The organism is Stenotrophomonas sp. YJH_SMC_81, from assembly GCF_059370875.1.
Window position 1 is genome coordinate 17016 of record NZ_JCAFUB010000008.1, and the last position, 23777, is coordinate 40792.

The window sequence follows — 23777 nt, forward strand, 5'->3', positions numbered from 1 at the left end:
GTGGCCATGCGGGGGCGGGTCAGGCGTCAAGAATGGCGTCCACCGGCCGTTGAGGTCGGGGACGTGGAGGATTCGTTCGCGCATGAAGCCAGCCGACTGCACAAGGAACACCCGCCGATGCCCGCGCTGAAACGCGCGTTGGCCCGCCCGCTGCGCGCCATTACCTGGGGCGGAGTGCTGCTGGGCGTGCTGCTGGTAACCGGCCTGACCCTCATGCTGGTCAATGACTACCACCGCCGCCTGGAAGCGGCACAGCGGCAGAGCCGGGCGCTGGCGGTGGGCAGCGAGCGCCTGCTGGCGCTGGAACTGCGCAACCTGGAGCGCGCCATGTCCGGCATCGCCGCCGACGCCGCCGAGCTGTTCCGCAGCGTGCCGGCGCAGGCGCCGGCCTTGATGGATGCCTCCATCGGCGGGGTGCTGGGCCGGCATGCCGAACTGCACAGCATCGCCGTGCTCGACCGCCATGGCCGACCGTTGACGGCCGGCGAGGGCGACCTGCAGCTGCCGCTGTGGACCGACCCGCAGCGTCGTGGCCAGGGCAGCGCCCTGTACATCGGCCCGCCGCAGCGGGCCAGCGATGGCGGTTGGGTGGTGCCGTTGGCGCTGCCGATGGCCGGCGAACGCTGGCTGCTGGCACGGCTGCGCTGTGGCGAACTGCAACGCATCGTCGGCGGCCTCGATGTCGGCCCCAACGGACTGGTCTCGATCAGCGATGCCGAGGGTTACATGCTGGCCCGCGTGCCTGATCCGCACGGCACGGTGGGCCGCCGCTACGGCCTGCCGCGCCGTGACCTGCTCGGCACGCAGGCGGTGGTCGAGCTGGGCAGCGTGCCGGGTGTGGTCGACGGCGTACCGCGCATCATGACCATCAGCACGCTGGAACACAGCCCGCTGGCGGTGCAGGTCGGCCTGGCCGACGAAGACGTACTGGCGCCGTGGTGGCCGTACCTGCAGGCGTCGGTGGCGATCGTACTGGCTTACATCGCGGTGTTGCTGGTGCTGCTGTACGCCGTGCGGCGCAGCACCCGCAGCCAGCAGGCGATGGCCGAGGAGCTGAAAACAGGCCACGCCGAGCTGCGTCTTGCGCATCAGGTCGGTCGTGTCTGTACCTGGTACGTGGATGAGGACGCCGCATTGCTGCGCTGGTCGCCGCTGGCGCGCGAGATCTTTGGCGTGCAGACCGATGCGCTGTCGGTGGCCGATTTCTTCGCACGCGTGCATCGCGACGATGCCGCGCGCCTGCAGCATGCCTTTGACCAGGCATTCGCCGGCAGCGCCGTGCTCGACCAGGTGTTCCGCCTGGTATTGCCCGGGGGCGAGGTGCGCTGGGTGGGCGCACGTGGGCAGCGGGTGGAAGTGGCCGACAGCGAGCGGCGCATGATCGGCGCGCTGACCGACCTGAGCGAACGCTATCAGGCGCGCGAGCAGATGAGCGAAGTGGAACGGCGCTTCCGGCTGCTGTTCGACCGCAATCCGGCGCCGTTCTGGGTATTCGACCCGGATACGCTGCGCTTCATCGAGGTCAACGACGCTGCGGTGCGCCAGTACGGCTACAGCCGCGACGAGTTCCTGGCGATGAGCATCCTCGACATCCGCCCGCGCGAAGGCTGGGACGAGGTGCGGGGTGCCATCCAGCGCGCACAGGTGGGCGATCCTCCGGACGCGACCGTGCGCCTGCACCGGCGCAAGGACGGTAGTGTGTTCGAGGTGCGCGCACACCTGTCCAAACTCGATTTCGATGGACAGCCGGCGTGCCTCGTGCTGGCCGAGGATGTCAGCGAAAGGCTGGCCTACGAGCGCGACCTGGCCTATCGGGCACGGCACAACCCGGCCACTGGCCTGCTCAACGTGCGCGCCCTGACCGAACAGCTGGACGAGCAGCAGCAGGGCTACACCATCGCCTTCGTGCAGTTGCGTGGCCTGCAGCTTGTGGCCGATACGCTGGGCCGCGAGATCGGCGATGCGGTCCTGCAGTCGATGGCGACCCGGCTCGGTGGACTGGGGGCGCGTTGCGGCACGCTGGCATTCCAGCCGGCGGAAGACTTCGTGTTCGCGATCGGGGCCGAGCACGATACCCAGCGCGTGCTGGATGACCTGCTGCAGATCGTGTCAGCGCCGATGCGTGGCAAGGATTCGCTGCACCAGTTCGAACCGCGCATCGGTGTGGCCGTACACACTGCCGGTGACGGCCACAGCGCCGAGCAGGTGATCGGCATGGCCGCACAGGCCGCGCACGCGGCGCGTGCCGAGGGCAACGTGGTGGTCTGGTTCGATGCGGCAGTGACCACGCGGCTGGCCGACCGCCTGCGCCTGGCCGGGCGCATCCACGCCGCCATCGACAACGAGTTCCAGCTGTATTTCCAGCCCATCCGGCATGCCAGCGATGGCAGCCCGGCCGCGCTGGAGGCACTGCTGCGCTGGCCGCAGGCCGATGGCAGCTTCATCCCGCCCAACGAGTTCATCCAGCTGTGCGAGGACACCGGGTTGATCCTGGCACTGGGCCGCTGGGTGATCCGCGCCGCGGCGAAGGCACAGCGCCGGTTGGTCGAGGCCGGTTGGGGCGAGCTGCCGATCGCGGTCAACGTGTCGGCAGTGCAGTTCTTCAACAGCGACCTGGTGGCCGAATTCACCCGCGTCCAGCAGGAGTTCGGACTGGCCCGCGGCGCACTGCACGTGGAGCTGACCGAGAGCAGCCTGATGCGCAAGCCGGCGCAGGCGATGCAGACCATGCAACGCCTGCACGAGCAGGGCATCCGCGTGTCGCTGGACGATTTCGGCACCGGCTATTCCAGCATGTCCTACCTGCAGCACCTGCCGCTGGACATCCTGAAGATCGATCGCAGTTTCGTCGCCGACGTGGAAACCAATCCGCGCAACGCCTCGATCTGCCGCGCATTGCTGTCGCTCGGCCACAGCATGGGCCTGACCATCATCGCCGAGGGCGTTGAAACGCCGGGGCAGCTGGACTGGCTGGCCGCGCACGGCTGCGACCAGGTGCAGGGCTACCTGCTGGGGCGGCCGGCGCCGCTGGAGCGGATCATCGACGCGCTGGATGAAGTCCCTGCCTGATCGGGGCTTCGTATTTGCCGGCCAGCGGCCGGCACTACCCGACCGAAACATTACGGATTTTCGTATTTGCCGGCCAGCGGCCAGCACACCCGACTGAAGCATGACGGTAGTGCCGGTCGCTGGCCGGCAGGCGCCCGACCGAAGCATGACGGTAGTGCCGGCCGCTGGCCGGCAGGCATCCGACCGAAGCATGACGGTAGTGCCGGCCGCTGGCCGGCAGGCATCCGACCGAAGCATGACGGTAGTGCCGGCCGCTGGCCGGCAAGCGCGAGACTCGGCTACACCCCGGCCTCCACCAGGTGGTCGATGAAACTGCGCACCTTCGGCGCCAGGTGGCTACGGCTGGCATACACCGCGAAGATGCCGATCGGCGAGGCCTCCCATTCCGGTAGCACGCGCACCAGGCGGCCATCGGCCAGCGCGTCTTTCAGCAGGAAGTCGGGTTGCAGGATCACACCCATGCCGGCGATCGCCGCTTCGCGCAGCACGTCGCCGTTGTTGGCGTGCAGCAGGCTGTTCACCGCCACCTTCACTTCACCGCCGGGTCCCTGCAGCGGCCAGTGGTCGCCAGCGGCCCAGTAGCTGTAGCTCAGGCACGCGTGATCCTGCAGGTCCTGCGGCGTCTGTGGGGTGCCGCGTGCAGCCAGGTAGGACGGCGCCGCGCACAGGCTCACCCGCGATTCGCCCAGCCGGCGCGCGATCAGCGCCGGGCTCGGCTCGCGGGTGATGCGGATGGCCACGTCGTAGCCTTCCTCGACCATGTCCACCAGGCGGTCGGACAGGGCCAGGTCCAGTTCCACCTGCGGGAAGCGCTCGCGGTAGCTGGCCAGCAACGGGCCAAGGCGGGCGATGCCCCAGCTGACCGGTGCGTTGATGCGCAGCGTGCCGGAGGGTTCCAGCGCCTGCGCGCCGATGCTGGCCTCCAGCGCGTCGAACTCGGCCAGCAGGCGCACGCACTGGGCGTAGTAGGCGGCGCCGGTGCTGGTGGGGCTGACCCGCCGGGTGGTGCGGTGGAGCAGGCGGGTGGACAGGCGCTTTTCCAGTGCCGCGACCTGGCGGGTGACGCCGGCGGTCGACATGTCCAGGGCCTGCGCGGCGGCACTGAAGCCGTTGCGCTCGACCACCGCTACGAACACGCGCATCGCCTCGAGGGTGTCCATTGTTGCGCCTTCTGAAATAAATAAGGTCAAACGATCGTATTTATCGTCTCATGAAGGCGCAATAACCTGTCTCCACTCCCGTCAAGGTGCTTTGCCATGCACACCACGACCGCTCCTGTCTCGCCGCTGGCCCCGTACGGTGCCACCCTGCTGCGCCTGGCCCTGGGCGTGCTGTTCCTGGTCCATGCGCTGATCAAGCTGCTGGTATTCACCCCGGCCGGTACGGCGGCATTTTTCGAATCGCTGGGCCTGCCCGGCGTGCTGGCTTACCTCACCATCGGCGCCGAGCTGGTGATCACCACTGCGCTGCTGCTGGGCATCTACGCGCGCTGGGTGGGCCTGGCCGGCGTCCCGTTGCTGCTGGGCACCATCGTCACCGTGCACGGCGCCAACGGCTTCGGTTTCGCCAATGCCGGCGGCGGCTGGGAATACCCGGCGTTCTGGGCATTGGCGCTGGTGGTGCTGTTCCTGGTCGGCGACGGCAAGTGGACCCTGCGTTCGCGCTGATCGCCGCCTGACCCTGCAACCGGAGGATTCCATGTCCCGCCTGCCTTCGCTGTACATCTCCCATGGTTCGCCGATGACCGCCCTGCATCCGGGCCAGGTCGGCGTGCGCCTGGCCGAGCTGGCGCGCGACCTGCCGACGCCGCGCGCCATCGTGATGGCCTCGGCGCACTGGCTGGGGCGGCAGCCGCAGGTCGGCGCGCATCCGCAGCCGCCGACGATCCATGACTTCGGCGGCTTCCCGCGCGCACTGTTCGAACTGCAGTACCCGGCGCCGGGCGATCCGGCGCTGGCCGAAGACGTGGCCGGCCGCATCGCCGCTGCCGGCCTGCCGGTGGCGCTCGACCCTGAGCGTGGCCTCGACCATGGCGCGTGGGTGCCGCTGCGGCTGCTGCGCCCGCAAGCCGACATCCCGGTGGTGCCGCTGTCGATCCAGCCGCTGCTCGGCCCCGGGCACCAGTTCGCGCTGGGCCGCGCGCTGGCGCCACTGCGAGAGCAGGGCGTGCTGCTGGTCGGCTCGGGCAGCATCACCCACAACCTGCACGACTGGGGCGACTACCAGGACGGCAAGGAAGCGCCGTACGTGCGGCCCTTCATCGAATGGGTGGAACAGCGCCTGGCCGCCGATGATCGCCAGGCCCTGTTCGACTACCGCCGGCAGGCGCCGTTCGCCGAACGCGCGCACCCGACCGACGAGCACCTGCTGCCGCTGTTCTTCGCGATGGGCGCAGCCGGCGAGGACAGCTTCGGTGCGCGCCGCATCGATGCCGGCATCGATGCCGGCTTCCTCGCCATGGACCTGTACCGCTTCGACGGGGCATGAGCCGGGGCTGACGCGCGACCGCCCCGGCCGTCGCGCTCATGGCCGCATGTGGTAGTTTTTTCCGGGTTTCCGGCGCTGGCCTTCGAGCCTCCCCGCGCGCCGCTTCCTGGAAGAAGCATGCATACCATTGAAGTCGTCCTGGCGATGCTGGTGGCCGTTGTCGCCAGCGGCTACCTGGTTCGCGTCCTCCCGTTCTCGTTGCCGCTGCCGCTGGTGCAGATCGGCCTGGGCGCGGTCATCGCCGGGGTGTTCAACCGCGGCCACGCGCTGGAGCCGGAAGTGTTCTTCCTGCTGTTCCTGCCGCCGCTGCTGTTCCTTGATGGCTGGCGCATCCCCAAGCAGGGCCTGTTCCGCGACAAGGGCGCGATCCTCGAACTGGCTTTCGGCCTGGTGGTGTTCACCGTCATCGGTGCCGGCCTGCTGATCCACTGGATGATTCCGGTGATGCCGCTGGCGGTGTGCTTTGCGCTGGCGGCCATCGTCTCGCCGACCGATCCGGTGGCGGTCGGCGCGATCGCTTCCAAGGCACCGATTCCCAAGCGACTGATGCACATCCTGGAAGGCGAGTCGCTGCTCAACGATGCGTCCGGCCTGGTCTGCTTCCGCTTCGCGGTGGCGGCGGTGATGACCGGTTCCTTCTCGCTGGCCACGGCCTCGCTGACCTTCCTGTGGGTGGCGGTGGCCGGCCTTGCGGTGGGCGTGGCGGTCACCCTCGGTGTCTCCACCTTCCAGCGCTGGCTGTGGCGCCGCTTCGGCGAGGAACCGGGTGCGGCGATGCTGGTCAACCTGCTGATCCCGTTCGCGGCCTATCTGCTGGCCGAAGAGATCCATGCCTCGGGCATCCTCGCTGCCGTGGCGGCCGGCATCGCGATGAGCTACGTCGAGCTGACCGGCCGTGTCTCCGGCAGCATGCGCGTACAGCGCGCGGGCGTCTGGAACATGCTGCAGTTCAGCTTCAACGGCATCATGTTCGTGCTGCTGGGCGAGCAGCTGCCCGGCATCGTCGAGCGCGCCACCACCACCATGAACGAGTCCGGCCACCAGAGTGCATGGTGGCTGCTGGTGTACGTGGTGGTGATCAACCTGGCGCTGATCCTGTTGCGCCTGCTGTGGGTATGGTTGTCGCTGCGCTGGAACCTGCTGCGTGCACGCCGCCGAGGCCTGGAACGCGGCGAGGCACCGAACTGGCGCATTGTGGTGGCGACCTCGGTGGCCGGCGTGCGCGGCGCGATCACCCTGGCCGGCGTGCTGACCCTGCCGTTGTTCCTGCCTGATGGCAGCGCGTTCCCGGCGCGCGACCTGGTGATCTTCCTGGCCGCGGCGGTGATCCTGTTCTCGCTGGTCGGCGCCAGCGTGGCGCTGCCGCAGCTGCTGAAGGGCCTGCAGCTGCCGGCCGATTCGGGCGAGCGCAAGGAAGAGGACCTGGCACGCCGGCTGTCGTCAAAGGCCGCGCTGGCCGGGGTCGAGCGCATGCGCCAGCAGCTGGTGATGAACCAGAACACCGAGAACGTGCAGCTGTACAACGACGCTGCCTCGCGGGTGAGCCTGCTGTACCAGCGGCACCTGGAGAAGGACAACGATGGGCCCGACGTGGACCCGGAGAAGGTGCGGCGCATGGAGCTGGGGTACCGCCAGCTGCGCAGCGCCGGCCTCAATGCCGAGCGCGAGGAACTGTTCCGGTTGACCCGGCGCGGGGTGATCTCCGATGAGATCTCGCGGCGCCTGATCCGCAACCTGGACCTGCTGGAATCGCGCAAGCGCGAATGACGCCTGGGACCGGGCGTTGCAGACGCTGACGCGGATTCCGCCCTGCATGTAGAGCCGAGCCCATGCTCGGCTGCGCTTGCTTCAGGCGTCATGAACCCGGAACGAAAAGCAGCCGAGCACAGGCTCGGCTCTACATGCCGGTGCCGGTTATTCCGGCTTCTGGTCCAGGAAATACACCTCGACCTTGCCCTTGACCTTGATCGTCATCGGGTTGCCACGGCGGTCGCGGGCCTTGCCGGCCTGCACGCGGATCCAGCCTTCGCTGACCGAATATTCCTCGACGTTGTCGCGCTCGACGTCGTTGAAACGCACGCCGACGCCGCGCTCCAGCGCCTGCGCATCATGGAAGGGGCTGGCCGGGTTGATCGCCAGGTGGTCGGGAGGGGTATCGCTCATCGCTTCATTCACAGTGACGGCCACCAAGGCCGGCTTCAGCGGCACAGGATAAACCGTAGAATGCCGGCCTGCCCCAGAGGACGTTCCGCCATGCCCGACAACAGCGACTATTTCGACTTCGAGGAAGACATCCACGACTTCGACGAGGATGGATTCGAGGCGCGGGTCTGGAACCTGCTGGTGCTGATCAACCCGGGCGACGAAGAGTTGGCCCTGCAGCAGTTCAACCGCTGGCGCGAGCACCTGTCCGAGGACGGGCAGCCGCTGGAAGCGGACAGCGACTGGCTGCCGGCGCTGTTCACCGCCATCGCCTGGCAGTCCGGTTTCGATGTGGAGCGCGACGACCTGGAATCGCTGCAGTCGGCGGTCAACGAGCTGTCGGCGCGCTTCAACCTGCAGCTGGACTGGGGTGGCGACCTGGACGACGAGGACTTTGCCGAAGGCCTGGACGGCGTGCAGCTGATGGCCACCGCCTTCGACCGCCTGCGCGAGCACAACTACACGCTGTGGAGCGTGGATGCCGGCAGCGACGGCTTCACCGGCGTGATGGCGCTGACCCGTGACGACGACGCGATGCTGGCGCTGTGCTCGCTGCTGAACGTGGAAATCCGGCTGGGCAGCGACCCGTTCTGAGCGGGCAGGCAGCGCTGCGCATGTAGAGCCGAGCCCGCGCTCGGCTGCAGTCCGCGAACAGCAGCCGAGCCTATGGCCGGTATTGCGCCCGGGCGTTGGCGATCACCGCCTTGACCAGTTCGCGCTCGGTGTGCCGGGAAATCGCTCGCGCGCCAAGCGCGATCGCCTGCGCGCGGAGCTCGACCGTGACATCGTAATGGGCACCGCTGGCCTTGTTCTGGAAGGCCCGCGGGGGGATGCCGAGCTGCGCCGCCATCGCGTGCAGCTCGGCCAGGGTGTCGGCCATCAGGTGCGCCCAGCGCTGTCCGCGCCAGGGATGCACCGCGTCATCGACGTAGACCGTCACCGCCGCGGCCGGTTCAGGCCTGCGGCTTGCTGTCGCTGTCAGCGGCCGGGGTGGCCTCGGCGTCGGCAGCAGCTTCAACCACATCGCCTTCGGCGGCCTCAGCGGCTTCTTCGCCTTCTTCGGCTTCCACGGTCTCGAACTCGGACACCAGCTTGTCCAGGTACTCGTCAGCGGTCTGGCCGGATTCGGCGGCCAGGGTGTCCAGCAGCTTCTGCAGCAGTTCGGAGTACTCCAGGTTGACCTTGCGGCCTTCCTTCTCCTGCACGTTGGCCAGGTGCTTGAGCATGGCCAGCATCGGCACCGGGTTCTCGGCGTTGCCCATGGTCTGGCCGCCGATGGCCAGCAGCCATTCACGGCCCTGCAGGCCGATGGCCGCCACCACCTGGCCGTCTTCGTTGGTCAGCACGGCATGGTTCTGCACCTGCTGCTGCGCGTTCAGGCGGAGGAACGGGCGCTTGCCCTGCTGCTTCTTGCGCTTGTCACGCTTGGCCTTGGAGGACTGGGACATGGGGTGGGGTCACCTGAAAACGGAAAGACCACCATTGTAGCGGGTGTGCGGGGTGATGCCCCTGGCAGGTGCGGACCAGGGTCCGCACCTGCCGTTTACTTTGCCGGCCCCTGCGCGGCCTGCACGTCGGGGTCAGCGGCAGGCGCCGACAGCCCCACCTGAGGGCCGGCACCCGCCAGCGCGGCCGCTTCGGCGGCCTGGGTCATCACCACGATGCTGATGCGGCGGTTGACCGGGTTCTGCGGGTCGGCCCTGTCGAACAGCACCGATGAAGACAGGCCGACCACGCGGGTGATCTTGTTGTCCTCCAGGCCGCCGTCCACCAGCGCGCGGCGGGCGGCATTGGCACGATCGGCGCTCAGTTCCCAGTTGCCGTAGCCACGTGCAGCCGAATAGGCGGTGATGTCGGTGTGGCCGGTCAGGCTGATCCGGTTCGGCACGTGGTTCAGGTAGTTGGCCAGCTCGTGCAGGATCTGCTGCGTGTACGGTTTCAGCGTGGCGCTGCCGAGGTCGAACATCGGCCGGTTCTGCTTGTCCACGATCTGGATGCGCAGGCCCTCCGGGGTCAGGTCCAGCAGCAGCTGGTCCTTGAACGGCTCCAGGGCCTGGCTCCTGCTGATCGCTTCCTGCAGCTCCTTCATCAGTGCTTCCAGCTGCTGCTTGTCGCGCTGCTGCTGGTCCACCGGCTGCGGTACCGCTTCCTTCTGGTTCTGGAAGGGGTCGTTGCTGTTGCCACGCGAAATGTCGGTGGCACCGCCCAGCTTGATCATCGAGGTGCTGGCGCCGCCCGGGCCGGCCATGCCGGGCGCCGGCGTGGCGCTCTGACCGCTCAACGGGCTGGGGTTGCGGAAGTACTCGGAAATGGCCGCACGGTCGTTCTTGTTGGTGGTGGCCATCAGCCACAGCACCAGGAAGAACGCCATCATCGCGGTCACGAAGTCGGCATAGGCCACCTTCCACGAACCACCATGATGGGCGGCGTGGCCGGCCTTCCTGACCCGGCGGACGATGACGGTGGGCTTGGTCTCGGCCATGGCTTACTTGACCGTCTTCAGGTGCTGCTCGAAATCGGAGAAGGCCGGGCGCACGTTCGACGGCAGCGTCTTGCGGGCGAACTCCAGCGCGATCTTCGGGTTGTAACCGCGCAGGCAGGCCAGCAGGGCGGTCTTGACCGATTCGTAGATGCGGCTGTCCTGCTCGGCGCGCGCTTCCATCGCGGCTGCCATCGGGCCGACGAAGCCGTAGCCCAGCAGGATGCCGAGGAAGGTGCCGACCAGCGCACCGGCCACGTGGCCACCGACCTCGACGATGTCGCCACCGATCGAGCCCATGGTGATGACGATGCCCAGCACCGCGGCCACGATGCCGAAACCGGGCAGCCCGTCGGCGACCTTGGTCAGCACCTGTGAGGGCGCCATGGCCTCGGCGTGGTGCTTTTCCAGCTCCAGTTCCAGCAGCGGCTCCAGCTCATGCGGCTCGATGTTGCTGCCGATCATCAGGCGCAGGCAGTCGGTGATGAAGTCGATCAGGTGGTGGTCGGCCTGCACCTTGGGGTAGTTGCCGAACAGCGCGCTTTCGGCCGGGCGCTCGACATGGTCTTCCAACGCCATGAAGCCTTCGCGGCGGGCCTTGTTGAGCAGTTCATAGAGCAGGCTGAGCACATCGATGTAGTCCTGCTGCTTGTAGCGCGGGCCCTTGAACACACCCACCATGGCCTGCAGGGTCTGCTTGACCGTCTTGGCCGGGGTACCGACCAGGAAGGCGCCGAGCGCGGCGCCGCCGATGATGACCAGCTCATAGGGCTGCCAGAGGGCACCCAGGCGGCCGTGGGCACCGAGGTAGCCCCCGATCACGCTGATGATGACGACCAGGAATCCAACGATGATGAGCATGGGGCGACGCAAGGAGAGGGGATATCTCCTTGTCGGCCCGTCGCCCGGTTTTCTGAAGAGGGAATTCTGTGAAATCGGTCAGCGGGGTGTTTCAGCCCGCCACGCCGCTTTCTGCGCCGCCACGCTGCAACGGATCGGGCCAGGGCTCGCCATTGCCGGTGAACGAAAGTGAGACGGAGTTCAGGCAGTGGCGCTCGTAGGTGGGCGGCGGACCATCCGGGAACACGTGGCCCAGGTGGCTGCCGCAGCGCGCGCAGGTGATCTCGGTGCGCACCATGCCGTGGCTGGTATCACGGATCTCGCGCACGTGCGCCGGGTCGAACGGGGCAAAGAAGCTGGGCCAGCCGGTGCCGGAATCGAACTTGGTGCTGGAGCGGAACAGTGGCAGCGCGCACAGCCTGCAGCAGTAGACCCCCTCGCGCTTGTTGTCGAGGAACACGCCGCAGAACGGCGCCTCGGTGCCGTGCTGCAGCAGCACGCGGCGCTCCTCGCTGCTGAGGCCAGCGATCAGCGCCTCGGTCTGGGTGGCAGTGGGGGGCGTCAGGTCGAAGGCGGTCATGGCGGCGCTCCGTGGGGTCGATGGCCTGGGGATGGCGGAAAACGTGGGGGTGAAAGCGCAACCTTGCAAGTGTGATGGCCGTTCATGGGCGGCACACAGGGGCGGGCGCAAGGTGAACGCGATCCACGCCGGAGCGTGCCATGAAACCAATCCTTCCCCTGCTGCTGGCCCTGTTGCCCATCGTCGCGCTGGCGCAGGTGGCGACCGCCGACCCGACTGCGACCCGCAGCGCGACCACCGTGGCGCCGCAGCCCGTGGCACCACCGCCACAGGCCGCTCGCCCGCAACCGCAGGTGCTGCCGTCGCCGCAGCCGGTGCAGCCGATCAAGTCCACCGGTCCGGCCCGGGTCGCGCCGGCACCGGTACCGAAGCCGGCCGACAAGGTCTATGACCGCAATGGCCGCATTGTTCCCGGCGTGCGCCCGGCCGGCCCGAACCGCGTGTTCGATTCGCGCACCGGCCGCTACTACGACAGCGTGCCGGCCGGCGACGGGCAGCAGATCAAGCGCTGAGCCCTGGTGCCACCAGGGTTTGCTGCTGGCTGACGCTGAGCGGGCTGAACGCACGAAAACAGCATCCAGCCGATCACTGCTTTTTCGCCTGCGATTAACCGTTGCGGGACCACCGTGGCCCTGCGCCGGCATTCCGCCGCCGCATGTCCTTCGTCCACTGGATCGCGACCATGAAAAACCAGCAGAACCGTCATCCCGGCAAGGAACCGCAGGGCCGTAACCCGCAGCAGCAACAGCAACAACAGCAGATGGAGCCGCAGCCGCCGCACAAGGGCGGCAAGCAGCAGGAACAGCGCTCGCAGAAGCATCCGCAGCAGCGCTGACTGTCGCCATGACCGGGGTCAGAGCCCGCTGCGCGGGATCCGACCCCTTGCCAGATGCCGACCGGGGTCGGATCCCGCGCAGCGGGCTCTGACCCCAACCGGTTCCCAGCTTCAATCCGGAATCGGCAGGCTCAGCGTCTCCTTCACCTCTTCCATCACGATGTAGCTCTTCGACTCACGTACATGCGGCAGTGTCAGCAACGTGCTGCCGAGCAGCTTGCGGTAGGAAGCCATTTCACTGATCCGTGCTTTCAGCAGGTAATCGAAGTCGCCCGACACCAGGTGGCATTCCAGCACGTTGGGCAGCTTCAGCGCGGCGCGGCGGAATTCCTCGAAGATGTCGCCGGACTTGTAGGCCAGGCTGATCTCCACGAACACCAGCAGGCTGGCCTTCACCGCGGCCGGGTCGAGGTGGGCGTGATAGCCGGTGATTACCCCTTCGCGTTCCAGGCGGCGTACCCGCTCGGTGCACGGGGTGGTCGACAGGCCGACCCGCTCGCCCAGCTCGGTGAAGGAGATGCGGCCTTCGGCCTGCAGGATGCGCAGGATCTTGCGGTCGATCTTGTCCAGTTCGCGGGTACGGGTGGCCATGGCCGTCAACCTTGGGGAATGAATTGCAGGAGAACATCCTGCCGGTTGATTTCAATTCAGGCAAATCAACTGGTATTGGCTGTCTATACTTCCCCAATTATGGCCCCGGCACGCTCCAGTGCAGGGAATGATCGGGTTGGAGAAGTCCCATGCGAGTCCTAGTTCTCGGCAGCGGCGTGATCGGCACTACCAGTGCCTGGTACCTGCGACAGGCCGGGTTTGAAGTCACGGTCATCGACCGCCAGCCCGGCCCAGCGCTGGAGACCAGCTTCGCCAATGCCGGCCAGCTGTCGTTCGGCTACACCTCGCCGTGGGCGGCGCCGGGCGTGCCGAAGAAGGCGATCGGCTGGCTGTTCGAGAAACACGCGCCGCTGGCGATCAAGCCGGGCATGGACCTGGCCCAGTACCGCTGGCTGTGGCAGATGCTGCTCAACTGTACCCACGAGCGTTATGCGATCAACAAGGCGCGCATGGTGCGCATGTCCGAGTACAGCCGCGACTGCCTGAACGAGCTGCGCGCGCAGATCGGCATCGAATTCGAAGGCCGCGACCTGGGCACCACCCAGTTGTTCCGCACCCAGCAGCAGCTGGATGCCTCGGCGCAGGACATCGAGATCCTGGCCCAGTACGGCGTGCCGTACGAGGTGCTGGACCGGGCCGGCATCATCCAGGCCGAACCGGCCCTGGCCCACGTCGATGGCCTGGTCGGCGCGCTGCGCCTGCCGCGTGACCAGACCGGCGACTGCCAGCTGTTCACCCGCCGCCTGGCGCAGATGTGCGTGGATGCCGGCGTCGAATTCCGCTTCGACCAGGACATCACCGGCCTGGAATTCGATGGCGACCGCATTACCGGCGTGCGCATCGACGGCAAGCTGGAAACCGCCGACCGCTTCGTGGTTGCGCTTGGCAGCTACTCGCCAGCGCTGGTTGCACCGCTGGGCATGCGCCTGCCGGTGTACCCGCTGAAGGGCTATTCGCTGACCCTGCCGATCACCGACCCGGCGATGGCGCCGACCTCGACCATCCTCGATGAGAGCTACAAGGTGGCGGTGACCCGCTTCGACGACCGCATCCGTGTCGGTGGCATGGCCGAAGTGGCCGGCTTCGACCTGTCGCTGTCGCAGCGCCGCCGCGAGACCCTGGAACTGGTGGTCAGGGATCTCTATCCGAAGGGCGGCGACCTGTCGCGCGCGCAGTTCTGGACCGGCCTGCGCCCGGCTACGCCGGACGGTACGCCGGTGATCGGCGCCACGCCGTTCCGCAACCTGTACCTCAACACCGGACACGGCACGCTGGGCTGGACCATGGCCTGCGGCTCAGGCCGCTACCTGGCCGACCTGATGAGCGCGCGACAGCCGCAGATCAGCACCGAAGGCCTGGATATTTTCCGCTACGGCCAGTACGGTCACGCGCCGCAACTCGAGAACCGCACATGCGTCCTGCCCGCGCGCTGATCGATCTGGACGCCCTGCGCAGCAACTACCGGCTCGCCCGTGAACTGGGCGGTGGCAAGGCCCTGGCGATCATCAAGGCCGATGCCTATGGGCATGGCGCGGTGCGCTGTGCGCAGGCGCTGGAGGGCGAGGCCGATGGATTCGGCGTGGCCACCATCGAAGAGGCACTGGAGCTGCGCAAGGCCGGCATCCGTGCGCCGATCCTGCTGCTGGAAGGCATCTTCGAGCCCAGCGACATGGCGCTGGTGGCCGAGCATGACTTCTGGTTCGCCGTCGGTTCGCCGTGGCAAGTGGAGGCACTGGCGGCGTTCGACAGCCCGCGCCCGTTGACGGTGTGGCTGAAGCTGGACAGCGGCATGCACCGCCTCGGCCTGGACGTGGACAGCTTCCGCGCGGCGCATGCACGCCTGTCGGCGCTGCCGCAGGTCGAGCGCATCGTGCTGATGACCCACCTGGCACGTGCCGACGAACTGGACAGCGAGCGCACCCGCGAGCAGGCCGCAACCTTCGCGCGCGCCATTGATGGATTGGAGGGCGAGACCAGCGTGTGCAACTCGCCGGCGCTGCTGGGCTGGCCGGAGGTGCGCAGCGATTGGGTGCGCCCGGGCCTGATGCTGTACGGCGCCAACCCGCTGCCGGATGACACCGCGTTGACCGCGCGACTGCGCCCGGTGATGACGATGCAGTCCAAGGTGATCGCCGATCGCTGGATTGAAGCCGGTGAACCGGTGGGATATGGCGCGCGCTTCGTGGCCAAGGCGCGCACCCGCGTGGGCGTGGTCGCGCTTGGCTATGCCGACGGTTACCCGCAGTTCGCCCCGAACGGCACCCCGGTGCTGATCGACGGCCAGCCCGGCGGGCTGATCGGGCGCGTGTCGATGGACATGTTGACGGTGGACCTGACCGCGCATCCGCAGGCCGGCATCGGCAGCGTGGTGGAGCTGTGGGGTTCCGCGCCGAAGCTGTCGGAGCTGGCGCCGCGCTGTGGCGTCAGTGCCTACCAGCTGCCGTGCGCGGTCAAGCGCGTGGCGAAGGTGTACGTGTAGAGCCGAGCGCACGCTCGGCTTCCGTAGCGGCCGACCCTGGTCGGCGCTGTGAATGCGTGTCGGCCAAGGTAGACACCTGCCGATGGGCCTACGGCCTACCGTGCTGCGGTGGCCTGCGCTGTCAGCTGCCGCTTCACCCAGTCGTCGATCAGGTGCTTTTCGTAGCGCAGTGGATCGCTGTCGCTCTTCAGGCCGATGTTGTGCAGGTAGCCGGTATCGCTCAGGCGCGCGTCGCCCTCGCTGATGATGCGGCCGCTGGCGTCCTTCAGCGTGTACTGCAGGCTGATCCGCGGTGGGTAGATGTCGCGCATGATCCGGATGTCGCGGCCGCGCGGGCCGTGCCACGGCTCGTAGTCACCGGCGCGCTTGATGTCGACCAGGGTCACATCAAGCGTCTGTCCCGGTTGCAGCGGTTTGGCGGCAGCGGTCTGCAGGTAGCGTGCCAGCTGCTGCACCCAGTCGCCACGCTCGGCTTCGAAGCGGTTGGTACTCTGGCGGATCTCGGTGAATTGGGCCGGATCGTCCCACTTCACGCTGACCGGGCCATCGGCCCGCAATGCGCGGGGAGCTTCCGGGTCGGTCACGGTGCGCGGGGCCGCGCTGGCGCCGCCCGCCGCCAGGGCGCCTGCCAACAGGGCAATCGCGAGTGAGTGTTTCATCACGCTCTCCTGCGTCCCCTCGATGGGGGCGATGTTGATCACAGATCGAGTGTGATCCTGCTTCCCGGTATCGGCAATGGCCGCATGCGTCGTCTGCAAGAGCGGTTGCCGCCAATTCATCGACGTCAACCATGACTGACGGCGCTTGACGCTGTGAATACGCCCTTTGGAAGATGCTGTGCCTCCAACCTGGCCTGCACAGACACCCTTGTCCACACTGCCGCCCCTTGTGGAGCGCCCACCGATGACGGTGCCGGCGCCCGAACCCGACCTGCATCATGGCGTGCTTGAGCGCATCAACGCCGGTTTCTGCGTGATCCAGGTGCTGTTCGAGGGTGATCGTGCGGTCGACTACCGCTTCATCGAGGTCAACGATGCCTTCGAGCGCCACACCGGGCTGAAGGATGCGCGTGGAAAGCGCATGACGGCGCTGGAGCCCGGCCATGAGCAGGACTGGTTCCGCATCTATGGCGAGGTCGCACGCAGCGGCCGCCCGGCCCAGTTCGAGATGGAGGCGCGTGCGCTGGGCCGCTCGTTCGCGGTGGATGCGGTGCGCGTGGGCCGGCCGGGCGAGGACAAGGTCGGCATCCTGTTCTTCGACATCACCGCACGCAAGCAGATGGAAGTGGAGCTGGGCGAAAGCGAAGCCCGCTTCAGTGCGCTGGCCGACGGCCTGCCGATGCCGGTGTGGGTCTTGGACGAGCGCGGCCATGCCCGTTTCGTCAACAGTGCCTTCAGCGAGTTCTTCGGCGGTGACGAGACGCGCGTGCCGGAGGACGTCTGGCGCGGCCTGGTGCATCCGGACGACGCATCGGTCTTCGAGTACGAACTGCAGGAAGCATTGAAGGCGCAGCGCTCGATGCATGCGCTGGTGCGCGCACGCCGTGCCGATGGCCAGTGGCGCTGGCTGGAGATGAACGCCCGCCCGCGCTTCTCGCGCATGGGCCGCTTCATCGGCCTGGCCGGCAGCAGCCCGGACGTGACCGAACGCCGCGAGATCGAGCTGGCCCGCGAGGAACTGCTGCAGTCCGAGCGTGCCGCGCGCAGTGCTGCGGAAAACATGGCGCGGCTGAAGGATGAATTCCTGGCCACGCTGTCGCATGAGCTGCGTACGCCGTTGACTACCATCCTCGGCTGGAGCGAATTGCTTCTGCAGCGAGTGGACAACACCAGTCCGCTGTACAAGGGCCTGAACGTGATCGCCAACAGCGCCGGTGCGCAGAAGCGGCTGATCTCGGACATGCTCGACCTCAGCAGCATGCTGCTGGGCAAGGTGCAGCTGGAGGTGGAAGTGCTGGACCTGTGCGCGGTGCTGGGTGAGGCGATCGGCGCGCAGGAACTGGTGGCCGAAGGCAAGGCGCTGGACGTGCACCTGCAGCTGCCCACGCAACCCAGCCTGGTGCTGGGCGATGCCACGCGCCTGCAGCAGGTGTTCTGGAACCTGCTCTCGAACGCGATCAAGTTCACCCCGGCTGAAGGCCGCATCGACCTGCAGCTGCGGGCCGACGGCAACTACTGGGAGATCACCGTGCGTGACAGCGGTGATGGCATCGCACCCGAATTCCTCAATCATCTGTTCAGCCGCTTCCGCCAGGCCGACGGCACCACCACCCGCCGCCATGGCGGCCTGGGCCTGGGCCTTGCGATCGTGCAGCAGCTGGTCGAACTGCATGGTGGCACGGTCACTGCGGCCAGCGAGGGCCACGGCCACGGCGCGACCTTCACCGTGCGCCTGCCCCAGCATGTTCCCGATGCCGAACGGCGGCCGCTGCGTGAAGTGATCAGCGGGCCGATCCTGGAGCCGGTGATCGTCGAGCCGTATCCGCTGCGCGGCATGCATGTGCTGGCGGTGGAAGACCAGCCGGAAGTGCTGGAGTACTTGCGGCGCATGCTGGAAGAGCAGGGCGCCAGCGTGTCTGCGGCCAGTTCGGCCGGCGAAGCGCTGGCACTGCTGGCCGACACCGGCCACCTGCAATACCACGTGCTGCTGACCGACATCGGCATGCCGGGCATGGATGGCTATGGGCTGGTGCGCACCTTGCGCGAGGACATGGGCGTGGATGCGGCGACCTTGCCTGCGGTGGCGGTGACTGCACTGGCGCGTGCCGACGACCGTCGCCGCGCGCTGGCCTCGGGCTTCCAGGAGCATGTGGCCAAGCCGTACTCGGTAGCGCAGCTGGTGGCTGCCGTGCGCAAGGTGCAGGTGCCGCGCGCGGACAGCGCGCTGCACTGAACATTCACGGCCGATCGGCGACCCTGCAATCAGGAGGTCGCCGATGTCCCGTATAGCTCCACGTATCCACACCGATCCGGCGCAGATCGCGCGCCTGGAAGCCCTGCTGCCGCAGCTGGATGGCGAAACGCAGGTGGAACTGATTCTGCACGATGGCCGCCGCCTGCTCGGCACGGTGGCGGTGAGGCCAACTGTGCAGCAATACCGCAACGCCGCTGGTGATGAAGGCAGCAACGGCCAGTTGCGCCTGGATGACTACGACACGCCGGTGCAGCAGCACCATGTGTGGCTGGATGAAATCGCCAGTATCAACCGCCTGCCACCCAAGGCGCCTTGATCCGGTGTAGAGCCGAGCCCACGCTCGGCTCTGCCGCCGCCCGAGCGTGGGCTCGGGCGCTACGGATGTGTCAGTGCTCGAACAACGTCGGCGTCGCCTCGAATCGGCGTGCGTACGCACGCTCCTCTGCAACCCTCGCCACCTCGTCATCGGCCAGGTCCGGTGCCCCATAGACGGCGTAGGCAACGCTGCCGTCGGCACCATGACCGATCTGATGCAGCCGGTAGCGCGAGTGGCCGCCGCCGGTGTCCTCGGGGTAGTGCACGGGCGGATGGCTGCCTTCCAGGTCCATTTCACTGTTGTCGACCACGCCACCGACGAACAAGGCTCGCATGCAGGTTCTCCTGGGTTTCCGGGGGAGCCTCTACCCTGAACGTTTCAATGTTTCTGGCGGATCAAGGCCCCGTTCGGGTTTCGCAAAGCGGGCCGCCGGGGCCGGCCCGGCCAAGCCGGTACAATGGACGGCCCTCACGCTTGAAGTACCCGCGCCGATGGCCTCCAGCGACGACGCCCCCCTGCAGACCCTGCTCCTGCCGTTCTCCCAAGGCGCCCTGCGCTGGCCGGAGGGCCCGGTGGCTTTCCTGCGTGCCCGCGATGGCTGGCCATTGCGCGAAGTGGCCGGCAACCGCGAGGTGCACTGCGAACAGAGCTTCGCCCCGTTCGCGCAACCGCTGCAGCAGGCTGCCGGCTGGACCGTCAGCGGCCAGCTGGATGACGCGGCCGGCAAGGGCCGCTACCCGTTGGTGCTGGTGCTGCCGCCGCGCCAGCGCGAAGAAGCCCGTGCGCTGTTCGCCCGTGCGCTGGCGCTGGTCGCCGATGGCGGCCGCATCGTTGCCTGCCAGTCCAACAACGAAGGTGCGCGTTCGGGCGAGGGCGACCTCAAGCAGTTGGCCGGCCTCGGTGGCTGCCTGACCAAGAACCACTGCCGCGTGTACTGGACCGCCCCGCTGCAGGGCCGGCACGACGTTGACCTGGCCAAGCGCTGGTCGGCGCTGGATGCGGTGCGCCCGATCGTGGGCGGTCGCTTCCTCAGCCGCCCGGGCGTGTTCGCCTGGGATCGCATCGATCCGGCGTCGGCGCTGCTGGCCGAGCACCTGCCGGCCGACCTGGCCGGACGCGCCGCCGACCTCGGCGCGGGCTACGGCTATCTGTCGCGCGAACTTCTGGAACGCTGCCCGAAGATCACCGCGCTGGACCTGTACGAGGCCGAGCAGCGCGCGCTGGCACTGGCCGAGCTCAATCTGGCGCCGCCGCCGCGACCGCTGCCGCTGCGTTTCCTGTGGCAGGACGTCACCGCCGGCATCGAGCCGGGCTACGACGTCATCATCAGCAACCCGCCGTTCCACACGCCTTCGCGCGCTGACCGCCCGGACATCGGCCAGCGCTTCATCGCCGTGGCTGCGCAGGCGTTGCGCCCGGGCGGGCGCCTGTACGTGGTGGCCAACCGCCACCTGCCTTACGAGCACACCCTCAACGACAGCTTCGGCGCGGTGCGCGTGGTCGCCGAGCGCGACGGTTTCAAGCTGGTGGAAGCCGTGAAGGGGAAGGGCAAGTGAAGCTGGTCAAGCACATCGCCAACCTGGGCTATGGCAGCCGCAAGCAGGTGCAATGGATGTTCCGCGAAGGCCGCGTCACCGACGCCGACGGCGAGGTGCTGTATGCCGACGACCAGGTGCCGCATGACGCCATCCGGGTCGATGGCGAGCCGCTGGACCCACCGCCGGGGCTGTCGATCGCGCTGCACAAGCCGGCCGGCTACACCTGTTCGACCAAGGACACCGGGCGCCTGATCTACGACCTGCTGCCGCCGCGCTTCCGTGACCGCGATCCGGTGCTGTCCACGGTCGGCCGCCTCGACCGCGAGACCAGTGGCCTGCTGTTGCTGACCGACGATGGTGGCCTGCTGCACCGGATCATCTCGCCGAAGTCGAAGCTGCCGAAAGTCTATGAGGTCGAGTTGAGCGAGGACCTGCGCGGCGACGAGGTGGCGCTGTTCGCCAGCGGCACGCTGATGCTGGAATCGGAGAAGACGCCCCTGCTGCCGGCTGAACTGGAAGTGCTGGATGCGCGCCGTGCGCGGCTGGTGCTGCACGAAGGCCGCTACCATCAGGTACGCCGCATGTTCGCCGCCACCGGCAACCACGTGCAGGCCCTGCACCGCAGCCGCGTCGGCGGGCTGGACCTGCAGGGGCTGGACGAAGGGCAATGGCGGCAGCTCACCCCTACCGACCTGGATACGCTGTTCGCTCCATGACCCCCATCGCTGCGCTGCCGTTTCTTCCCGACGCCGTCATCTTTGACATGGACGGCCTGATGATCGACAGCGAGCGTGTCTCGCTGGCCTGCTGGGGCCAGGCCGCCGATGAATTCGGGCTGGGCCTGGACGAGGCGGTGTTCCTGCGCATGGTCGGCCTCGGCGACCGCGATTCGCACGCGCTGCTGCGCGCGCAGGGCATCGAGGACAGCGTGATCGATGCGGTGGCCGCACGTTGCCACGACCTCTATGAGGCACGCACACAGACCGGGTTGCCGTTGCGTCCGGGCATCCTGGAACTGCTGGAGCTGCTGAAAGTGCACGCGGTACCGCGGGCGGTGGCCACCACCACGCGGCAGCCGCGGGCCAACCGCAAGCTGGCCGCTGCTGGCCTGCTGCCGTATTTCGATGCGGTGATCACCAGTGGCGACGTGGCGCGGCCGAAGCCGGCGCCGGATATCTACCTGCTGGCCGCGCAGCGATTGGGGCAGGTGCCCGGGCGTTGCCTGGCGCTGGAGGATTCACCGGCCGGTACGCGCGCGGCGCTGGCGGCTGGCATGACCGTGATCCAGGTGCCGGACCTGGTGCATCCGGATGAAGAGCTGCGTGCTCTGGGCCACCGCATCGTTGGATCCCTGGTGGACGCGCACGCGCTGCTGCTGCCGTTGCTGCCGAAGTAAGGTGGGTGCCGACCGTTGGTCGGCCCAGTGCCCCGGTAGGTGCCAACCTTGGTTGGCACAGAGCCGAGCATGGCTCGGCTCTACATCCTTGGGTGGGTGCCGACCGTTGGTCGGCACGCCCGTCCCCATCACACCCGCCCGAACACCAGCGCGGCGTTGGTGCCACCGAAGCCGAAGCTGTTGGACATCACCGTATCCAGTTTCTGCTCGCGGCTCTCGCGCAGGATCGGGAAGCTCTCCACCTTCGGGTCCAGCTCGCCGATGTTGGCCGAACCGGCAACGAAGCCATCGCGCATCATCAGCAGGCAGTAGATCGCCTCGTGCACGCTGGCTGCACCGAGCGAGTGCCCGGACAACGCCTTGGTCGAAGACAGCGGCGGCACCGCATCGCCGAACACTTCGCGGATCGCGTTGAGCTCGGTGACATCGCCAAGCGGGGTCGAGGTGCCGTGGGTGTTCAGGTAGTCCAGCGGGCGATCGACACCCTGCAGCGCCATCTTCATGCAGCGCACCGCACCTTCACCGGAGGGCGCCACCATGTCGGCACCGTCGGAGGTGACGCCATAGCCGATCAGCTCGGCATGGATGTGGGCACCGCGTGCGACGGCGTGGTCGTAATCCTCCAGCACCAGCATGCCGCCACCACCGGCAATGACGAAGCCGTCGCGGTCCTTGTCGTACGGGCGCGAGGCACTGGCCGGGGTTTCGTTGAAGCTGGTCGACAGGGCACCCATCGCGTCGAACATCACGCTCATCGACCAGTGCAGGTCTTCGCCACCGCCGGCGAACATGATGTCCTGCGCACCGTGCCGGATCATGTCCGCAGCGGCGCCGATGCAATGCGCCGAGGTCGCGCAGGCAGCCGACAGCGAGTAGCTGACGCCCTTGATCTGGTAGGCCGTGGCCAGGCAGGCCGAGACCGTCGAGCACATCGTGCGCGGCACCATGTATGGGCCGACCTTGCGCACGCCACGTTCGCGCAGCAGGTCGACGGCACCGATCTGCCATTCGCTGGAGCCGCCACCGGAACCGGCGATCAGGCCGGTGCGCAGGCTGCTGACCTGCTCGGGGCTGAGCCCGGCATCGGCGATGGCATCGCGCATGGCCAGGTAGGCGAAGGCCGCCGCGTCGCTCATGAAGCGCTTCTGCTTGCGGTCGATCAAGGCGTCCAGGTCGAGGTCGACGCGGCCACCGACCTGGCTGCGCAGGCCTGCTTCGGCGTGGTCGGCCAGGGCGGTGATGCCCGAGCGTCCCTCACGCAGCGCGGCCGAAACGGTATCCAGATCATTGCCGAGGCAGGACGTGATGCCCATGCCGGTGATGACGACGCGACGCATCAGAAGCTCCCGGTTTCGGTGAACAGGCCGACGCGCAGGTCGCGCGCGCTGTAGATTTCGCGGTCGTCCACGTACATGCGGGCGTCCGACTGGGCCATCACCAGCTTGCGGTTGATGACCCGGCTGATGTCGATCTCGTAGCGTACGAGCTTGGCGTCCGGCAATACCTGGCCGGTGAACTTCACCTCGCCACAGCCCAGCGCGCGGCCCTTGCCGGGTGCACCCAGCCAGGTCAGGAAGAAGCCGGTCAGCTGCCACATGGCATCCAGGCCCAGGCAGCCTGGCATCACCGGGTCGCCGATGAAGTGGCAGCCGAAGAACCACAGGTCCGGGCGGATATCCAGTTCGGCGCGTACCATGCCCTTGCCATGCGGTCCGCCGTCCTCTCGGATGTCGGTGATGCGGTCGAACATCAGCATCGGGTCGTTGGGCAAACGGCCGGCGGCGGTGCCGAACAGTTCACCGCGTGCGCTGGCCAGCAGCTGTTCGCGGTTGAACGCGTGGAGACGGGTCATGAAGCACAATCCTGGAAGCGGAGAACAGGGAAACAAGCGCCCGAGAATGCCCGTGGAAACTGCGCCGATCAAACATTTCAACCGTACGCAACCGTAGTGTTTTCAAGGGAATACGCGCATCCTGTTGATGTGCAACGACCATACTTCGGCGTGTGGCCCACCCGGCCCGGCCCCGCCTT

The 23777-nt window shown here is 67.7% G+C and carries 26 protein-coding genes; 14 read left to right on the forward strand and 12 right to left on the reverse strand.

Annotated features, from left to right (window positions below; translation table 11 throughout):
• The first annotated feature begins 6 nt into the window (after positions 1–6).
• On the forward strand, positions 7–3069 hold the full coding sequence (locus AC5P8U_RS15550; protein WP_072167726.1) for a bifunctional diguanylate cyclase/phosphodiesterase: 3063 nt from the start codon (positions 7–9) through the stop codon (positions 3067–3069).
• A gap of 278 nt (positions 3070–3347) precedes the next feature.
• On the opposite strand, the gene AC5P8U_RS15555 is transcribed toward AC5P8U_RS15550, so the two are convergent.
• Entirely contained in the window at positions 3348–4229 is an 882-nt protein-coding gene (locus tag AC5P8U_RS15555) for a LysR family transcriptional regulator (RefSeq protein ID WP_447896998.1), read from the reverse strand.
• 96 nt (positions 4230–4325) lie between these two features.
• Between AC5P8U_RS15555 and AC5P8U_RS15560 the strand changes: the two genes are divergently transcribed.
• From AC5P8U_RS15560 to AC5P8U_RS15570, 3 genes are all read left to right on the forward strand, one after another.
• Positions 4326–4736: a DoxX family protein gene (locus tag AC5P8U_RS15560; RefSeq protein WP_061478627.1), complete on the forward strand. Its 411-nt coding sequence runs from the start codon at positions 4326–4328 to the stop codon at positions 4734–4736.
• A gap of 31 nt (positions 4737–4767) precedes the next feature.
• Positions 4768–5556, forward strand: coding sequence for a dioxygenase family protein (locus tag AC5P8U_RS15565; protein WP_111008070.1), 789 nt, complete (start codon positions 4768–4770; stop codon positions 5554–5556).
• Positions 5557–5673: 117 nt separating this feature from the next.
• Complete coding sequence (locus AC5P8U_RS15570) at positions 5674–7323, forward strand: Na+/H+ antiporter (protein WP_005415111.1); 1650 nt, start codon at positions 5674–5676, stop codon at positions 7321–7323.
• Positions 7324–7470: 147 nt separating this feature from the next.
• On the opposite strand, the gene AC5P8U_RS15575 is transcribed toward AC5P8U_RS15570, so the two are convergent.
• The gene (locus AC5P8U_RS15575) at positions 7471–7719 is read right to left on the reverse strand and encodes a DUF3297 family protein (protein ID WP_005415112.1); all 249 of its coding nucleotides are present in this window, start codon (positions 7717–7719) and stop codon (positions 7471–7473) included.
• A 90-nt stretch (positions 7720–7809) separates the two neighbouring features.
• On the opposite strand from AC5P8U_RS15575, the gene AC5P8U_RS15580 reads away from it, so the two are divergent.
• Entirely contained in the window at positions 7810–8352 is a 543-nt protein-coding gene (locus AC5P8U_RS15580; protein WP_061478630.1) for a DUF6630 family protein, read from the forward strand.
• Positions 8353–8422: 70 nt separating this feature from the next.
• Here the strand turns inward: AC5P8U_RS15580 and AC5P8U_RS15585 are convergent, their stop codons facing one another.
• The 5 genes from AC5P8U_RS15585 to msrB form a co-directional block, all read right to left on the reverse strand.
• On the reverse strand, positions 8423–8698 hold the full coding sequence (locus AC5P8U_RS15585; protein ID WP_061478631.1) for a DUF4031 domain-containing protein: 276 nt from the start codon (positions 8696–8698) through the stop codon (positions 8423–8425).
• 13 nt (positions 8699–8711) lie between these two features.
• Positions 8712–9206 carry a hypothetical protein gene (locus AC5P8U_RS15590; protein WP_072167729.1) on the reverse strand — a complete coding sequence of 165 codons (495 nt, stop codon included), beginning with the start codon at positions 9204–9206 and terminating at the stop codon, positions 8712–8714.
• Positions 9207–9301: 95 nt separating this feature from the next.
• The gene (gene motB, locus AC5P8U_RS15595; RefSeq protein WP_447896997.1) at positions 9302–10240 is read right to left on the reverse strand and encodes a flagellar motor protein MotB; all 939 of its coding nucleotides are present in this window, start codon (positions 10238–10240) and stop codon (positions 9302–9304) included.
• Positions 10241–10243: 3 nt separating this feature from the next.
• A complete protein-coding gene (gene motA / locus AC5P8U_RS15600) occupies positions 10244–11098 on the reverse strand; it encodes a flagellar motor stator protein MotA (RefSeq protein ID WP_005407915.1) in 855 nt (284 codons plus the stop codon).
• A gap of 91 nt (positions 11099–11189) precedes the next feature.
• A complete protein-coding gene (gene msrB, locus AC5P8U_RS15605; RefSeq protein ID WP_005415117.1) occupies positions 11190–11657 on the reverse strand; it encodes a peptide-methionine (R)-S-oxide reductase MsrB in 468 nt (155 codons plus the stop codon).
• A gap of 140 nt (positions 11658–11797) precedes the next feature.
• Here msrB and AC5P8U_RS15610 point away from each other — a divergent pair, with 140 nt between their 5' ends.
• Together AC5P8U_RS15610 and AC5P8U_RS15615 are read left to right on the forward strand one after the other, a co-directional pair.
• Positions 11798–12169 carry a classical arabinogalactan protein 4 gene (locus AC5P8U_RS15610; protein WP_447896996.1) on the forward strand — a complete coding sequence of 124 codons (372 nt, stop codon included), beginning with the start codon at positions 11798–11800 and terminating at the stop codon, positions 12167–12169.
• Between the two features lie 143 nt (positions 12170–12312).
• Positions 12313–12492, forward strand: coding sequence for a lana protein (locus AC5P8U_RS15615; protein WP_072167733.1), 180 nt, complete (start codon positions 12313–12315; stop codon positions 12490–12492).
• A gap of 111 nt (positions 12493–12603) precedes the next feature.
• On the opposite strand, the gene AC5P8U_RS15620 is transcribed toward AC5P8U_RS15615, so the two are convergent.
• Positions 12604–13083, reverse strand: coding sequence for an Lrp/AsnC ligand binding domain-containing protein (locus AC5P8U_RS15620; protein WP_005407919.1), 480 nt, complete (start codon positions 13081–13083; stop codon positions 12604–12606).
• A 149-nt stretch (positions 13084–13232) separates the two neighbouring features.
• Here AC5P8U_RS15620 and AC5P8U_RS15625 point away from each other — a divergent pair, with 149 nt between their 5' ends.
• Together AC5P8U_RS15625 and alr are read left to right on the forward strand one after the other, a co-directional pair.
• The gene (locus AC5P8U_RS15625; RefSeq protein ID WP_447897573.1) at positions 13233–14537 is read left to right on the forward strand and encodes a D-amino acid dehydrogenase; all 1305 of its coding nucleotides are present in this window, start codon (positions 13233–13235) and stop codon (positions 14535–14537) included.
• Positions 14516–15583, forward strand: coding sequence for an alanine racemase (gene alr / locus AC5P8U_RS15630; RefSeq protein ID WP_188241539.1), 1068 nt, complete (start codon positions 14516–14518; stop codon positions 15581–15583). The genes AC5P8U_RS15625 and alr overlap by 22 nt, the downstream gene beginning before the upstream one ends.
• 95 nt (positions 15584–15678) lie before the next feature.
• Here the strand turns inward: alr and AC5P8U_RS15635 are convergent, their stop codons facing one another.
• Positions 15679–16242 (reverse strand): DUF3016 domain-containing protein, encoded by a 564-nt coding sequence (locus AC5P8U_RS15635; RefSeq protein ID WP_188241538.1) that lies wholly within the window; start codon positions 16240–16242, stop codon positions 15679–15681.
• 244 nt (positions 16243–16486) lie between these two features.
• Here AC5P8U_RS15635 and AC5P8U_RS15640 point away from each other — a divergent pair, with 244 nt between their 5' ends.
• Both AC5P8U_RS15640 and AC5P8U_RS15645 read left to right on the forward strand, forming a co-directional pair.
• A complete protein-coding gene (locus AC5P8U_RS15640; RefSeq protein ID WP_005415123.1) occupies positions 16487–18475 on the forward strand; it encodes a hybrid sensor histidine kinase/response regulator in 1989 nt (662 codons plus the stop codon).
• 43 nt (positions 18476–18518) lie between these two features.
• Entirely contained in the window at positions 18519–18812 is a 294-nt protein-coding gene (locus AC5P8U_RS15645; protein WP_019660923.1) for a DUF3247 family protein, read from the forward strand.
• 70 nt (positions 18813–18882) lie between these two features.
• On the opposite strand, the gene AC5P8U_RS15650 is transcribed toward AC5P8U_RS15645, so the two are convergent.
• On the reverse strand, positions 18883–19146 hold the full coding sequence (locus tag AC5P8U_RS15650) for a hypothetical protein (RefSeq protein WP_005415125.1): 264 nt from the start codon (positions 19144–19146) through the stop codon (positions 18883–18885).
• 157 nt (positions 19147–19303) lie between these two features.
• On the opposite strand from AC5P8U_RS15650, the gene AC5P8U_RS15655 reads away from it, so the two are divergent.
• The 3 genes from AC5P8U_RS15655 to AC5P8U_RS15665 are packed head-to-tail and all read left to right on the forward strand — an operon-like array spanning position 19304 to position 21746.
• On the forward strand, positions 19304–20368 hold the full coding sequence (locus AC5P8U_RS15655) for a class I SAM-dependent methyltransferase (RefSeq protein WP_072167737.1): 1065 nt from the start codon (positions 19304–19306) through the stop codon (positions 20366–20368).
• A complete protein-coding gene (locus AC5P8U_RS15660) occupies positions 20365–21066 on the forward strand; it encodes a pseudouridine synthase (protein ID WP_072167738.1) in 702 nt (233 codons plus the stop codon). Before AC5P8U_RS15655 ends, AC5P8U_RS15660 begins: the two co-directional genes overlap by 4 nt.
• Complete coding sequence (locus tag AC5P8U_RS15665; protein WP_072167739.1) at positions 21063–21746, forward strand: HAD family hydrolase; 684 nt, start codon at positions 21063–21065, stop codon at positions 21744–21746. Before AC5P8U_RS15660 ends, AC5P8U_RS15665 begins: the two co-directional genes overlap by 4 nt.
• A gap of 128 nt (positions 21747–21874) precedes the next feature.
• Here AC5P8U_RS15665 and fabB read toward each other — a convergent pair whose 3' ends face one another.
• Complete coding sequence (gene fabB, locus AC5P8U_RS15670; RefSeq protein ID WP_005415129.1) at positions 21875–23083, reverse strand: beta-ketoacyl-ACP synthase I; 1209 nt, start codon at positions 23081–23083, stop codon at positions 21875–21877.
• A complete protein-coding gene (gene fabA, locus AC5P8U_RS15675) occupies positions 23083–23598 on the reverse strand; it encodes a 3-hydroxyacyl-[acyl-carrier-protein] dehydratase FabA (protein ID WP_005415130.1) in 516 nt (171 codons plus the stop codon). Before fabA ends, fabB begins: the two co-directional genes overlap by 1 nt.
• Positions 23599–23777: the final 179 nt, after the last annotated feature.